The 13,605-nt window shown below is 71.2% G+C and carries 14 protein-coding genes; 4 read left to right on the plus strand and 10 right to left on the minus strand.

What is annotated here, in order from left to right:
* Nucleotides 1–5: 5 nt before the first annotated feature.
* The 7 genes from ACT3S2_RS01080 to ssd all read right to left on the minus strand — a co-directional run bounded on the left by ACT3S2_RS01080 (nucleotide 6) and on the right by ssd (nucleotide 5,096).
* Nucleotides 6–440, minus strand: coding sequence for an Rv3654c family TadE-like protein (locus ACT3S2_RS01080; protein ID WP_444553380.1), 435 nt, complete (start codon nucleotides 438–440; stop codon nucleotides 6–8).
* The gene (locus ACT3S2_RS01085) at nucleotides 430–810 is read right to left on the minus strand and encodes a TadE family type IV pilus minor pilin (protein WP_444553381.1); all 381 of its coding nucleotides are present in this window, start codon (nucleotides 808–810) and stop codon (nucleotides 430–432) included. Before ACT3S2_RS01085 ends, ACT3S2_RS01080 begins: the two co-directional genes overlap by 11 nt.
* A gap of 8 nt (nucleotides 811–818) precedes the next feature.
* Nucleotides 819–1,055, minus strand: a complete 237-nt coding sequence (locus ACT3S2_RS01090; protein WP_444553382.1) for a DUF4244 domain-containing protein — start codon at nucleotides 1,053–1,055, stop codon at nucleotides 819–821.
* A gap of 171 nt (nucleotides 1,056–1,226) precedes the next feature.
* The gene (locus ACT3S2_RS01095) at nucleotides 1,227–1,793 is read right to left on the minus strand and encodes a type II secretion system F family protein (protein ID WP_444553383.1); all 567 of its coding nucleotides are present in this window, start codon (nucleotides 1,791–1,793) and stop codon (nucleotides 1,227–1,229) included.
* Nucleotides 1,793–2,668: a type II secretion system F family protein gene (locus tag ACT3S2_RS01100; protein ID WP_444553384.1), complete on the minus strand. Its 876-nt coding sequence runs from the start codon at nucleotides 2,666–2,668 to the stop codon at nucleotides 1,793–1,795. Before ACT3S2_RS01100 ends, ACT3S2_RS01095 begins: the two co-directional genes overlap by 1 nt.
* Nucleotides 2,656–3,912 (minus strand): TadA family conjugal transfer-associated ATPase, encoded by a 1,257-nt coding sequence (locus ACT3S2_RS01105; RefSeq protein ID WP_444553385.1) that lies wholly within the window; start codon nucleotides 3,910–3,912, stop codon nucleotides 2,656–2,658. The genes ACT3S2_RS01100 and ACT3S2_RS01105 overlap by 13 nt, the downstream gene beginning before the upstream one ends.
* The gene (gene ssd / locus ACT3S2_RS01110; RefSeq protein ID WP_444561095.1) at nucleotides 3,909–5,096 is read right to left on the minus strand and encodes a septum site-determining protein Ssd; all 1,188 of its coding nucleotides are present in this window, start codon (nucleotides 5,094–5,096) and stop codon (nucleotides 3,909–3,911) included. Before ssd ends, ACT3S2_RS01105 begins: the two co-directional genes overlap by 4 nt.
* Nucleotides 5,097–5,229: 133 nt before the next feature.
* Here ssd and ACT3S2_RS01115 point away from each other — a divergent pair, with 133 nt between their 5' ends.
* A complete protein-coding gene (locus tag ACT3S2_RS01115) occupies nucleotides 5,230–6,945 on the plus strand; it encodes a bifunctional 3'-5' exonuclease/DNA polymerase (protein ID WP_444553387.1) in 1,716 nt (571 codons plus the stop codon).
* Nucleotides 6,946–6,955: 10 nt separating this feature from the next.
* On the opposite strand, the gene ACT3S2_RS01120 is transcribed toward ACT3S2_RS01115, so the two are convergent.
* From ACT3S2_RS01120 to ACT3S2_RS01130, 3 genes are read right to left on the minus strand one after another with little or no spacing between them, the layout of a single operon-like run.
* Complete coding sequence (locus tag ACT3S2_RS01120) at nucleotides 6,956–7,711, minus strand: NUDIX hydrolase (protein ID WP_444561096.1); 756 nt, start codon at nucleotides 7,709–7,711, stop codon at nucleotides 6,956–6,958.
* Nucleotides 7,708–8,475 carry an endonuclease III gene (nth, locus tag ACT3S2_RS01125; protein WP_444553430.1) on the minus strand — a complete coding sequence of 256 codons (768 nt, stop codon included), beginning with the start codon at nucleotides 8,473–8,475 and terminating at the stop codon, nucleotides 7,708–7,710. The genes ACT3S2_RS01120 and nth overlap by 4 nt, the downstream gene beginning before the upstream one ends.
* 50 nt (nucleotides 8,476–8,525) lie before the next feature.
* Nucleotides 8,526–9,803 (minus strand): hypothetical protein, encoded by a 1,278-nt coding sequence (locus ACT3S2_RS01130; protein ID WP_444561097.1) that lies wholly within the window; start codon nucleotides 9,801–9,803, stop codon nucleotides 8,526–8,528.
* A 246-nt stretch (nucleotides 9,804–10,049) separates the two neighbouring features.
* Between ACT3S2_RS01130 and acs the strand changes: the two genes are divergently transcribed.
* The 3 genes from acs (at nucleotide 10,050) to ACT3S2_RS01145 (ending at nucleotide 13,604) form a co-directional block, all read left to right on the plus strand.
* Nucleotides 10,050–12,032, plus strand: a complete 1,983-nt coding sequence (gene acs, locus ACT3S2_RS01135) for an acetate--CoA ligase (RefSeq protein WP_444561098.1) — start codon at nucleotides 10,050–10,052, stop codon at nucleotides 12,030–12,032.
* 103 nt (nucleotides 12,033–12,135) lie between these two features.
* Entirely contained in the window at nucleotides 12,136–12,588 is a 453-nt protein-coding gene (gene aroQ, locus ACT3S2_RS01140) for a type II 3-dehydroquinate dehydratase (protein ID WP_444561099.1), read from the plus strand.
* Between the two features lie 32 nt (nucleotides 12,589–12,620).
* Nucleotides 12,621–13,604: a DUF2332 domain-containing protein gene (locus tag ACT3S2_RS01145; RefSeq protein WP_444561100.1), complete on the plus strand. Its 984-nt coding sequence runs from the start codon at nucleotides 12,621–12,623 to the stop codon at nucleotides 13,602–13,604.
* Nucleotide 13,605 lies beyond the last annotated feature (1 nt).

The raw sequence follows: 13,605 nt of genomic DNA on the forward strand, positions 1-13,605 counted from the left end.
CCTGATCACCCCGGAGGGGTCCAGGCGGTCGTGGGGGGACCGGCCCTGGAACGACCCGTGGCTTCCACCCCCAGCGGGGCCAGCCAGGAAAGCCCCGGCCCGAGCGGGATGTTGGTCCGGACGTCGACGACGACTCCTCCGGTCCCTGACCTGTGGCATTGGGCCAGGCCGGCCCCGTTCCGGGCGGCCGTCTGGGCAGCGACGGTGCACGGTTCACCCGGGGCCAGGCCGCGGGCCGCGTCGGCCGCGGCCAATGCCGCCAGATCGGCGGCGCTGGCCGCCCGACCGGCCGCGGTGGCCACCGCGGACACGGACAGGACCACCACCAGGCAGAAGGCGAGGCCGGCGACCAGGGCCACGACCAGCAGTGTCCCGGAACCGCGCTCGGATCCTGCAGGGCAGCGGACGCAGACCCCCACGGGTCGCGGTTCAGCGACCATCGTGGCCCACCGGCCCGCCCGGGTCGGCCTCGGTTCGCGCCTGGGCCTGCGCGCTGAGCACCAGGAACTCCCGGTCGGAGAGCCAGGGCAGCGTGATCGTGCGGGTGACCTCCACCTTCCGATACCGGCCCGCGGATCCGATCCGGACGGAGGCGCCCTCCCCCGCCAGACGATGTCCGGTGTCCACGGCGTGGGCGGCAGGTTCACCCCGGGCCAGTTCCCTGGCTGCCGCCCGGGCCGCCTGTTCCACCCTGACCTGGGTGCTGCCGCAGACACCCACCCCCAGGACCAGGGCCAGGAAGGCGGCCACCACCGGCAGCAGCACGGCGAACTCCGCCGTGCTGCTGCCTCGCTGGTGATTGACGATCACCACCGGTCCTAGAAGGACAGGGCCTGACGCACCAGGCCCATCAGCAGCTCACGGACACCCCCGCTGCTGAGGATGCTCACCAACAACCCGGCAAACCCCACGGCGGCCAGGGCCACGATGGCAAATTCAGCGGTGGCGATCCCCTCCTCACCGCTTCCCGACCCGGAGCCGATTTCCGCGGCGTCCTCCGGGCCGCCGGCCCTGGTGTGGCCTCCGGGGTCGACCTGTTCGTCCTGCTCGTTCATGATGTTCTCCATTCCTTCCGGCTACGGGCCCCGGCACGGGACCTGCCTCCACCCTCCGGTGCCCACGGCCGGGGGCGGGGGCGGGGCCGGCACGCTCTGGACAACGGCGTGGCCGCCACCACCTGTGAGGGATCCGTCGGCGGCCACGGGGCCATGAAGACGCCCGTCCGGCTAGCCCAGCGCCGGGAGCAGGGCCATGACCACGGGAACGATCCCGAGGCAGATGAAGGCCGGTAGTGCGCAGACGCCCAGCGGGATGACCATCTTCACGCCCAGTTCGGCCGCTTCCTTCTCCGTTCTCCTGGCCTCGCTCCGTCGGGCCTGGTCCGCGGCGGAACGGAGCAGGCCCGACGTGGCCGCCCCGGTGAGGTGGGCGAAGGCCAACGCCTCACCGATTCCGAGCAGCTCCGCGGGGGCGGCTTGCCAGGCCCGCTGCCAGTCGATGCCCAGGTCCAGGCATCGGACCACCGGCTGCAACCCCCGGCAGGGGGCCACCTCACGCGCCAGGGTCGCCAGGACCCCGTTGACCGGAAGCCCGGCGTCGAGCAAGGTCGCGGCCAGTTCCAGCAACAGCGGAACATCCGCGGTCGTCGGGTGCTGGTCCCCGGCTCCGGAGGCCTGCTTCCCGGCCCCTGTCGCTGGGCCGGCGGCGGGGCCGGGTCCGGCCCACGGGCCGCGCCGGACGGCCAATGACCACCAGGCCGTCATCCCGGCCAGGAGCGCGGCAACCAGGACCATCACCGGCTCCGTCCCGCCCCCCGGGTGCGCCCCCGGCGCCGATGCGGCCGGGGCGGCCCCAATAGATGCCTGCTCCACAGCGCGTTGGCCCACCAGAGTCCACCCCCGGCCACCAGGCACATCCGTCCCAGATCGGTTCCGGTGAGTGTTCCGAGGGGGTCCGCCCCCATGAGTTGGGCCAACCCCAATCCCAGGGCAGGCAACCAGGCCAGCAGCTTCTGCGTCATCCGTGGTCCGGCCAAGGCAGCCTCGAGGGCCCGGCGACGGTCCTGTTCGGCTTCAAGCTGGTCGGCCAGGCGGTGCAGCAGATCGCCCAACGCGGCCCCCGTGGACTCCGAGAGGCTGATGCACCACAACAGCCGCTGCCAGGCGTGCCGGAATTCCGGCCGGTCACGCAGATGGCGTTCGATTCCCGCCGAAGACCCCGAACCGGTTTCCTGGCAGATCCGGGCGGCCCGACATCCCGACACGATGTCCCGGGCGCCGGCAGCGCCACCGGCCCGTGGGCCCCTGCCTCCCACAGCGGACCCGCCGGCTGGTCTTCCGGCTTCCCCGGCGTGCGGGATCCTCAGGTCCCAGCTGGATTCCAGCAGCAGCCAGGCTTCCCCCGGGTGGCGCCCCGAACGCAGCAAGGCGGCCAGTTGGCGCATCATTTCGACGTGGTCGTCCAGCCCCGCCCCCGATGCCGGGCCGGGGCGATGGAACCATCGGCGTTTCCTGCCCGGGTCTCCGCCGGCTCCGGGCTCCTGCGTCCTCCTCGCGGCAGCGGGCCGTCCCGCAGCGGCTGCGGGGACGGAAGGCAGCGACCGGCTGGTCGGCAGGAACCAGCAGGCGAGCCCGGCCAACACGCTGCCGGCGAGGATCACCAGGGACATGGGATCGACCTTTCGGCCAACAGTCCGGCCAACCATGGGGCCGAAGGTCCCGGCCGCAGGGCCTGATCGGTCCCTGGGTGCAGCACCGGAGAGACCGTGAGGAACCCGTGCCCGTCGGGGACCAGCCGCCCCAATTCCAGCGGGGTGCGGCGTCCTCCGATCCGGCCCATGTGGATGACCAGGTCCAGGGCGCTGCCGGTCTGGACGGCGAGCGCGGTGCCGGTCATTCCCGACAGGGCCGCCAGGGCCGCCAGCCGTGCGGGGACCGCGGCGGCGGAACTGGCATGCACCGTGCCGCCGGCGCCGTCGTGCCCCGTGTTCATGGCGGTGAGGAAGTCGCTGACTTCGGCACCACGGCATTCCCCCACCACCAACCGGTCCGGGCGCATGCGCAGGGCCTGCCGGACCAGTTCGGTCATCCCCACCGCCCCGGCCCCCTCGATGTTCCCGGTCCGGCATTGCAGGCCCACCACATGGGGATGGTCTGGTTCCAGTTCCCGGGCGTCCTCCACGATCAGCAGCCTCTCGGTGGGTTCCGATTCCCCCAGCAGCGCCCCGAGCAGCGTGGTCTTGCCGCTGCCGGTGCCCCCGCTGACCAGGAAGTTCAGCCGGGCCCGGACCACGGCGAGCAACACCGGATGCCAGGGGTTGGACGTGCCCCCGGGCAGGAGCGCTTCCAGTCCCGCGGACCGACCTGGTCTGATCCTCACCGAGATCAGGGGGCCGCCGGTGGAGATGGGAGGCAGGACCACATGGATGCGGTAGCGTCCCACGACGACGTCGGCGAAGGGTTGGGCCCCGTCCAGCCTCCGCCCTCCCGAGGCGGCCAACCTCACGGCCAGGGCCCTGATCCGTTCGGGGTCGGTGAAATGCAACGCGGTCCGGCACAACCCCTCCTCGCCGTCCCGCCAGACCCGTCCCTCGGCGTCGACGAGGACATCGGTGGTGCCCGGTTCATCGGCGATGGCCTGCAAGGGGCCCAGACCCTGCAGGTCCTCCTGGAGCAGGCGGATGACCTGGGCCGCACTACTGCTGCCGACCACCAGTCCCGAGGCCCGGACCGCGTCGGCCAGATCCGCTCCGGTCAACGGTCCGGCCCCGCCCAGGGCCCGTCGCCGCACCTCTTCGAGCAGGCGTTCGTCGAGGTCCGGACCACCGGACCGGGCCGCGGCCCGCGGATCCCAGCGACGCCGACCGGTGGGCTGGTCCCGGGCCCCGGCGGCGGGCGACCCGTTGAGGCTCATGAGGCCACCGGTCCGGTGTCTGCCGGGTCGTCCACAGGCGGGAGGGACCACCCCACGATGCCGGCGAGTCGACGGCGCAACCGGCGGCGCGTGAGCACCCCACCCAGCCGTCCTTCCCCGGCCGCCGCGGAGAATGCGGCGCTTGCGGGGACGTATCCCAGCAGTTCCAGCCCCGTGGCGGAGGCCAGCCGGCCGGCATCGACCCCGGTGGGCAGGCGTCCGGTGACCACCAGGCGGCAGGGGCTTCGGTGGGCAGGCCCGTCACCGGGCACCGGTGGTCCGGTGCCGGTCATGGTACCCGGGGCCACCACGATGACCGAGTCCGCCAGCGAGGACAGCGTCTGATCCACCCCTGCGGTCCTGCCGGCATCGACCACGACCGTATCGAAGGTCTTGCGCGAGGCGGCGATGACCTCGTTCACCATCGCCGGCGGGACCGGTGCCGGCAGGCCCCCGGTCCAGGTCAGCACGGTGGTGCCCTCGCTCGAGGGCAGGACCTCGGCAAGATGCCCGGGGGCGATGCGGCCCCTCGAGCGCATGAAGTCCTCCCAGCCAACCCCGGAAACCGCCGGCCGGCCCAGCAGTGGCCACAGCCCCCGGCTATGCGGATCCGCATCCACCAGCAGGCTCCGGACACCGCGGCGGGCGGCTCCCACCGCGGCGAGCACGGCCAAGGTGGTGGTGCCGGCACCCCCGGTGGCCCCGGAAAACACGGTGACCCGTCCCCGCCCCGAATGCAGGGCCCGTTCCCCGAGATACTCCCCCAGCCAGGCTGCTGCTTCGGGCAGCACCGCCACCCGGGCTCCCGGGTCCCGGGCCGCGGCCCGCCAGAGGTCCTCGCCGTCACGGACGAACCCGATCAGGACCACCGGAACCCGGAATCCTCCGGCCGGGCACTCCGGCGCGGCATCGGGGCCCAGCAAGACCATGGAACATCCGTCCGGCACCGCTTCCGGAACGCTTCGGTGGAGCAGCAGGACCACCCCGCACGCGGCAGCGATGAGGGCCACGTGATCGGCCAGCTGCTCATCGCGGGTCACCAGGAGACAGCCGGTGCCCGCCGATTCACCCCCGCCGGCCTCCTCGCGCCCGGCCGGTGGCATCGGCCGGGTGGGCTGGCCCACCTCCCGGACGGCAGCGCCGGTGGGTGGGGCCGACGGGGTGAAGACTGGCGACTGGTCCATGAGCCCACCGTGCCGCGGGCCCCGGCCACGGCAGGGCCCCGCCCCGCCCGTTGTGGACGCTGCGCGGGCCGCTGCCTTCCGACACTGGCTGTGCAGGGCCCGTCGGCTCCGGTGTCCCTGTCAGAATGGGACGGTGCCCGGTTATGCAGTCCTTGCCACCCATTCCACCGCCCAGGCGGCCCCCGACCAGGGGGCGGCCACCGCCGTCGTGCAGTTATTGGATGGGTCCGGTGTCGCCGAGGCCGACCCCGTCGTCCTGCTCCGCGACCAATTGGCCGGTGCCGTCCAGGAATTGGGGCCACGGCGGCTGCGCTGGGTCTGGGGGCGCACCAGCGACTGGTATCCGGGCCTGCTGGCCGCCGGGTGCACCGTGGAGCGGGCCAGTGACCTGAGCCTGAACCGCACCATCCTGCGTCATGCCCCGGCCGCGACGAACACCGAATATCTGGCTTCCCTGCGGGCGGACGGGGCCGCGGGGGACGACGGCGGCGAACCCGCCTGGTCCCTGCCGCCGGCCCGGGTGCCGGAGAACCAGGGGGCGCTCTTTTCCGAGCCGAAGGACGATCAGACCTCCATCGAGGCCGTCACCGCAGAATTCCGGGAACAGCAGCGTGCCGTACCCGGCAGCCAGCCGGGGCGTCGGCTCCAATTGCTCTTGGCCGCCGAATCCGCCGGTGCCCTGGTGGCCGCGGAGATGCAGCACCAGGGCATTCCGTGGAACCGCGGGGTCCACGAACAGCTCCTGGTCGACCAGCTGGGTCCCCGCCCCGCCCCCGGGGTCCGTCCGCCGCGGATGGAGGAGGTCGCTGCCGAGCTGCGTGCCGCCTTGGGCGCCCCGGGACTGAACCCGGACTCCCCCCACGAATTGCTGAAGGCCCTGCACCGCGTGGGCGTGGACGCCAAGAGCACCGGCCAGTGGGAGTTGCGCGACTTCTCCCACCCGGCCCTGGAGGTCCTGCAACGCTATAAGAAGCTCTCGCGGCTGCATTCGGCCAACGGGTGGGTCTGGCTGGACGAGTGGATCCATGAGGGCCGTTTCCGGCCCGAGTACGTGGTCGGCGGGGTGGTCACCGGACGGTGGGCGTCGCGCGGCGGTGGGGCATTGCAGATTCCGCACACCATCCGCGATGCCGCCCGGGCCGACCCCGGGCATCTGCTGGTCGTCGCCGACGCCGCCCAGCTGGAACCGCGCATCCTGGCCGTCCTGGGTCGCGATACCCCGCTGGCGGAGGCCGCCCGGGGGCAGGACCTCTACCAGGGCATCGCGGAAAAGGGGTTCGGCGGGGATCGTGCCCACGCCAAGATCGCGATGCTCGGGGCCATGTATGGCTCCACCACCGGTGAGGCCGGACGCCTCATGCCGCAGCTGACCCGGACGTTCCCGCAGGCCATCGGGGTGCTGGAACGGGCCGCCCGGACCGGGGAATCCGGCGGGTCCGTGCAGACCTTCCTGGGCCGTGGTTCCCCCGCTGCCTCGCAGGCCTGGCTCACCGGGCAGCGTGCCGCCTCCGCCGAGGAACAACGCCGGGCCGATGCGGCGGCCCGGGCCCGGGGGCGGTTCACCCGGAACTTCGTGGTCCAGGGAACCGCCGCGGAGTGGGCCCTGTGCTGGCTGGCCGAGATCCGCCTGCGGTTGCGGGCCGCCCGGGCCGCTGGACGGGACGACGGCGCACTGGTCTTCTTCCTGCACGACGAAGTGATGCTCCATGTCCCCCGCGAAGCGGCCGAACGGGTCTCGGTGATGGTCCAGGAGGCCGCCGAGCGGGCGGCAACACTGCTCTTCGGCACCGTCCCGGTGCAGTTCCCCGTCGGGGTCACCGTCGTGGAATCCTACGCCGACGCCGACTGAGCCCCTCCGATCAGGAGAACGGGTGGGGTCTGGTCCTGGACGGATCCCAGGGAAGGGACCATCCCAGGTCGTCGAGCAGCCGGGACAACACGATCCCGGTGAACCCCCAGATGAGCCGGCCCTGCAGGTCGAAAGCCGGCGACCGGTGCTGCTGGCCTCTGCGGCTGACTTCGATGCTCAGCCGGTTCCGTGGATCCACCAGATCCGCGACGGGGGCACGGAACACGGAGGCCGATTCCCCCTGGTCGACGGCAAAGACCTCGCAGGGCAGCTTCCACCAGCCCAGCACGGGGGTCACCACGAAGTTGGTGACGGGAAGTTCGGCCGGCGGCAGCTGCCCCAGGATCTCCACGCCTTCCGGGTCCAGCCCGGTCTCCTCCTCGGCCTCGCGCAGCGCCGCCGCCCGGCTGGAGGAATCGGTGTCGTCGATGGCCCCGCCGGGAAAGGCGACCTGTCCCGGATGATTGCGCAGGGTCGTCGCCCTTTCGACGAACAGCACGTCCAGATCCGCGGGTGCGGTCAGCGGTGCCGCCGTCGCATCGATGTCGTCCAACCGCCCGAAAAGGATCAGCACCGCGGCCCGGCGGGCCCGGGAGTGGTCCATGCCATCGAACATCCACGAGGAGGGCATCTTGCTGACCCCCGCGTCACCGGCTTCGGCCATCGGACGGTGGCGTTCGATCACCTCCAGCAGGTCCTCGCGCGCCAGCCCCGATGTCACCTGCCGTCCGGGGGCCGCCTGGCCGTTGGTCTGCCGAGCGTTCATGCGCCCAACCCGAAGCCCAGCGCCCGCAGTTCGCGCCGCGATGTGCCCGACCGCATCAAATCCAGCAGGTCCTCACGTCCGGGCGCCAGCTCATATTTCAGCAGTTTCGCCGCCTTCACCGGGTCGACTTCCCCTTCCCCGTAGGACGGGCACAACGTGGCGATCGGGCATTGGCCGCAGGCCGGCTTCCTGGCATGGCAGATGCGCCTGCCATGGAAGACGATCCGATGCGAGAGCATCGTCCAATCACGTTTTTCGAAGAGCTCCCCGACGGCATGCTCGACCTTGACCGGATCGGTTTCCAGGGTCCACCCCAGTCGGCGGGCCAACCGCAGGAAGTGGGTGTCCACGGTGATGCCCGGGAGGCCGAACGCATTGCCGAGCACCACGTTGGCCGTCTTGCGCCCGACCCCCGGCAGGGTGACCAGATCCTCGAGACGAGAGGGGACCACGCCGTCGTACTCGTCGACCACGGCCCGGGCCAGCGCGATGATGTTGCTGGCCTTGGTCCGGTAGAACCCGGTGGAGCGCACCAGCTCCTGGACGTCCTCGAGCTGGGCCTCGGAAAGGGACAGCGGGTCCGGGTAGGCGGCGAAGAGCGCCGGGGTGGCCGCGTTTACCCGCACATCGGTGGTCTGGGCGGACAGGACCGTGGCGATGATGAGTTCGAAGGCGTTCTCGAAGTCCAGTTCGGGGACGGCATAGGGGTAGGTTTCGGCCAGGACCCGGTTGATCTTCCGGGCCCGGCGTTTGAGCCCGATCATCGTTTCCCGGTCACGGGGCGTCGCCTTCAGGGGGCGCTCGGCGGTCACGGTCAGGCTCGCTCGATCCGGCTCAGATCGCGCAGGACCCCGACCGCACCGTCGGAGGTCTGGACGAGGAATTCATATCCACGGTCCTCCAGGGCCAGGATCCACTCCCCCGGTTCCAGGACGAAGGAGTTGCGGCCGGTGGCTTCGTTGACCGCGGTGCGGCGGTCGGGGACGGCGAACCAGAAGGCCGTGGAGGCCGCGGCGTTCCCTCCGCTGGTGGCGGCGAAGGACTGTTCGGCGTCCTGCCGGGTGGCGGTGTCGCTGCCGGCGGCCACCGGATGCACGGTCGTCTGCGGTGCCGGGGCTTCGGCGGCGGGTTCCTGCGCTGCCGGGGTTCCCACGATGTCCTCCTCGACGGCCGGGGACCGGCGATCGGCGACGACCGGCAGGGCCCCCGCATCGGTGGAGGGTCCCGCTGCCTCAGGTTCCTCGCCTCCTCCGGCGGGCTCGGACGGCTCCGACGCTGCGGGTGCCTCGGGTCCTTCGTGCGCCTCGGGCTCCTCGGGCTCCTCGGGCTCCTCGGGCTCCTCGGGCTCATCGGGTTCTGCCGCGGCGGGCTGCGGGTCCACGCCGTCCGTGGTGTCGGCGGCCCGGTCGGCGTCCGCGGATACCGGCCAGGCACCCGGAACCGGTTCGGGCGTCGTGCTGTGTCCGGCGGCCAGTGCGGTCGCCACCGTGGCCTCCGCCGTCGGATCGTGCGGCCGGTCCGCGGTGGACGGTTCCGTTCCGGTGGCGGACGGGGTGGCCGCAGCCGGGGCGTTCGACTCCGCGGGCCGGGTGTCGGCGCGGGGGGCGCTGGGGCGGATCGGACGGGTCAGCAGGGCCGTCTGACCGGGCGCGAAATCAAGCACGAACCCGGGAATGTAGGGGGCCGCCGTCGTGCCTGCGGCCATGACCAGTGCGCCAACCAGTCCCAGTAGGAACGCCGGGTTCATCGACATCACCGACGAGATGAAGAAGTACAGGATCCCCAGCAGGGACACCACCGAACCCAGCTGGTCCAGGGTGAGGGAACCAGCGGTCACCTTGGTCCTGCCGGCGAGCCGGCGCCAGGCGAACGCCCCGCCGATGATCAGCGGCAGGGCCAGCGAGATGAACTGGTTGAAGGCGGTCGTCTGATGGTTCCAGACGTTGGCATAGGAGCCGGCGCCGATCTGGAACGGCAACACGGATCCCACCAGCAGCAGCAAGGCACCGGCCATCACCACGACTTCGCGCAGGGTGAAGGGACCGGCCAGGGCCGGGGCGGCCCCCGACGAATCGGCGGAGGAACTAGCCACGATGACTCCTTTCGCCGCCCACTTCGTGACGGTCTGCAATCGACTGTGGGTCCCAGCCTATCGGCGGGGGACGGCCAACGCCGCACCCTTTCCGACGCCATTTCAGCCTCCGGGGCGCCTCGGGGCTACCGTTCACCGCAGAATCCGCACGGTGGGCGTCTCACTGCGTGATCGAGGCCACCACGAGCGGCGATCGGTTGTAACCTGACTCACAGCACTTAATTCCGCGCCGAAAGGATCCGCACCGTGTCGGACAAGCACTCCACCCTCGATAACCTCTCCCATGAGGACCGCAGCTTCGCGCCGAGCGCCGAATTCGCGGCCCAGGCGGTGGCCCGCGAGGAGTTGTACCAGCGCGCAGCCGAGGACCGGCTGGGTTATTGGGCCGATCGGGCCCGGGAGGCCTTGACCTGGGAGACCGACTTCACCGAAACCCTCGACTGGTCCGAAGCCCCGGTCGCGAAGTGGTTCGTCGGAGGCAAGGTCAACGCCGCCTACAACGCCCTGGACCGGCACGTCGAAGCCGGCCACGGCGACCGGGTCGCCATCCACTTCGAAGGCGAACCCGGCGATACCCGCCGCTACACCTACGCCGAGCTCACCGCCGAGGTGAAGCGGGCCGCCAACGCCTTCGGCTCGTTGGGCGTGGGCAAGGGCGACCGCGTCGCCGTCTACCTGCCGATGATCCCCGAGGCCGTCATCACCATGCTGGCCTGCGCCCGCATCGGCGCGATCCACTCGGTCGTCTTCGGCGGCTACTCGGCCGACGCCCTGCGCAGCCGCATCGACGACGCCGAAGCCAAGCTGGTCGTCACCGCCGACGGGACCTGGCGCCGGGGCAAGCCCAGCACGCTGAAGCCGGCCGTCGACGAGGCGGTGGCCGGTTGCGCCGGCTCGGTGCAGAACGTCCTGGTGGTCAAGCGCAACGGCGAAGACGTCGCCTGGACCGAGGGACTCGATGTGTGGTGGGACGACGTCGTGGCCACCGCCGAGCCCGAGCATGTCGCCGAAGGCCATGACTCCGAGCACCCGCTCTTCGTCCTCTACACCTCGGGGACCACCGGCAAGCCGAAGGGGATCATCCACACCACCGGCGGCTATCTGGTGCAGAACGCCGTCACCCACCGCGACACCTTCGACCTGCACCCCGAATCGGATGTCTTCTGGTGCACCGCCGACATCGGCTGGGTGACCGGCCACAGCTACGTCACCTACGGCCCGCTGCTCAACGGTGCCACCCAGATCATCTACGAGGGCACCCCCGACAGCCCGCACCAGGGCCGCTGGTGGGAGATCGTGCAGAAGTACGGCGTCTCCATCCTGTACACCGCCCCCACCGCGATCCGCACCATGATGAAATGGGGCCGCGACATCCCCGACGGCTACGACCTCTCCTCGCTGCGCGTGCTGGGGTCGGTGGGCGAACCGATCAACCCCGAAGCCTGGATGTGGTACCGCGATGTCATCGGTTCCAATGCCGGGGCCAACGGGGAGCGCAAGGAGAATCCGACGCCGATCGTCGATACCTGGTGGCAGACCGAAACCGGCGCCCACATGATCGCCCCGCTTCCGGGCGTCACGGCGGCCAAGCCGGGGTCGGCCCAGGTCCCGGTCCCGGGCATCAACATCGACGTGGTCGACGAGAACGGCGAGGCGGTGGCCAACGGCGAGGGCGGCTACCTGGTCATCCGCGACCCCTGGCCGGCCATGCTGCGCGGCATCTGGGGCGATATGCAGCGCTATAAGGACACCTACTGGTCGCGCTTCGACGGCATGTACTTCGCCGGCGACGGGGCCAAACGCGACGAGGACGGCGACCTCTGGCTGCTGGGCCGGGTCGACGACGTCATGAACGTCTCGGGCCACCGGCTCTCCACCACCGAGATCGAGTCCTCGCTGGTGTCCAGCGACCTGGTGGCCGAGGCCGCCGTCGTCGGGGCGAAGGACGAAACCACCGGGGAGGCCGTCTACGCCTTCGTCATCCTCCAGCGCGAAGCACGCAACGGGGAGGACGTCGTGCAGTTGCTGCGCAGCCACGTGGGCAAGCAGATCGGCCCGATCGCCAAACCCCGCGATATTTTCGTGGTCCCCGAGCTGCCCAAGACCCGGTCGGGCAAGATCATGCGCCGCCTGCTCAAGGACGTCGCCGAGGGTCGTGAGGTCGGGGATTCCAGCACCTTGGCGGACGCCTCGGTGATGCGGGAAATCGCTGATTCCGTGCGCCACTGATCCACCCGGTCCCGGCGGGGACTTTCCGCCCCGCCGGGACACTGTTGCTGCCACGCCCCGTCATACACCATGTGTAGGCGGGGCGTGGGGGTTTAATGAGGGCATGACTGTCACCACTTTGGAACCCCGCCGCGTCCTGGTCCTGAACGGGCCGAACCTGAATCTGCTCGGTACCCGCGAACCGGGGATCTACGGCACCGCGACCCTGGCCGACGTCGAGGCCCTGTGCCGGGACCGGGCCGCCGCACATGGCCTGGCGGCCGATTTCCTGCAGTCCAACCACGAGGGCGTGCTCGTCGATGCCATCCAGGCGGCCCGCGATACGGCGTCGGGCATCGTCCTCAATGCCGGGGCCTACACCCATACCTCGGTGGCGATCGCCGATGCCATCTCGGCGGTCGGGCTTCCGGTGGTCGAGGTCCACCTGTCCAACGTCCACGCCCGGGAGGAATTCCGTCATCATTCCTTCATCTCCCCCGTCGCCACCGCGATCATCATCGGGGCGGGCCTCAATGGATATGGGTATGCCATCGACCAGCTCGCCGGTCTACCCTGAGCTGAAGGACCCCCACCAGGCAGGAGCAGCCCATGGAGGAAACGCACGAGCCGGTGGCAGCGACCGCGGCCATCTACGACCAGTTCACCCGGCACTGGTTCGCCGGACATTCACCGCTCTATGCCGCCTGGGCTTCCCGGGTCGCCACCGACCGGGAGCTGGCCGCACTGGTGGCGACCCTGCCGGCGGCCAAACGCCAACCCAATCTGGTGTTCGCGGCCAGCCGTTTCCTGGGCTGTCCGGACCAGGACGCCGACACCCTGGCCCGGTTCCTGCGCGACCGCTGGTCCGAGGTCGCCGAGGTGGTCCTGGCCCGGCGCACCCAGACCAACGAACCGCGCCGGTGCGCCACCCTGCTTCCGGCCCTGGGGCTGATCGCCGCGGCCGAGGAACGGCCCCTGGCCCTGATCGAGGTCGGCCCCTCCGCCGGGCTCTGCCTGCTGCCTGACCTCTACGCCTATGAGTACGACGACGGCCCCCGACTAGGCACCGGGAGCCCCCTGTTGCGCTGCACCACCACGGGGAATCCGCCGTTGCCCCCGGCCCTGCCCCGGGTCGCCTCGCGGACCGGGGTGGACCTGAACCCGCTGGACGGCACCGATGCCTCGACGGTCCGCTGGCTTGAATGCCTGGTCTGGCCGGGGCAGGAGGACCGGCTGGCCACCCTGCGCGCGGCGTTGGGGAGGTTGGCGTCCCTGGGCCCTGAAGGGCCGACGCTGCTGGCCGGGGACCTGAACGACCGGGTCGCCGAGCTGGTGGCCGGGGTGCCGGACACCCATGCCGCCGTCGTCTTCCATTCGGCGGTGTTGGCCTATCTGTCACCGGACGACCGGGCCCGCTTCGCCGCCACGGTCAGGTCGTTGGACTGCCGGTGGCTCTCCAACGAGAACTTCTTCCTCGATGAGGCCGGCCGGACCGTCGACTCGGTCCAGGGGGACCGGTTCACGCTGGCCCTGGACTCGGTCCCGTTGGCCTACACCGGTCAGCACGGGGCCACACTGGATTGGATCGGTTGAA

This window comes from Arthrobacter sp. AOP36-A1-22 (assembly GCF_052377615.1).
Taxonomy (GTDB): Bacteria; Actinomycetota; Actinomycetes; order Actinomycetales; family Micrococcaceae; genus Arthrobacter_H.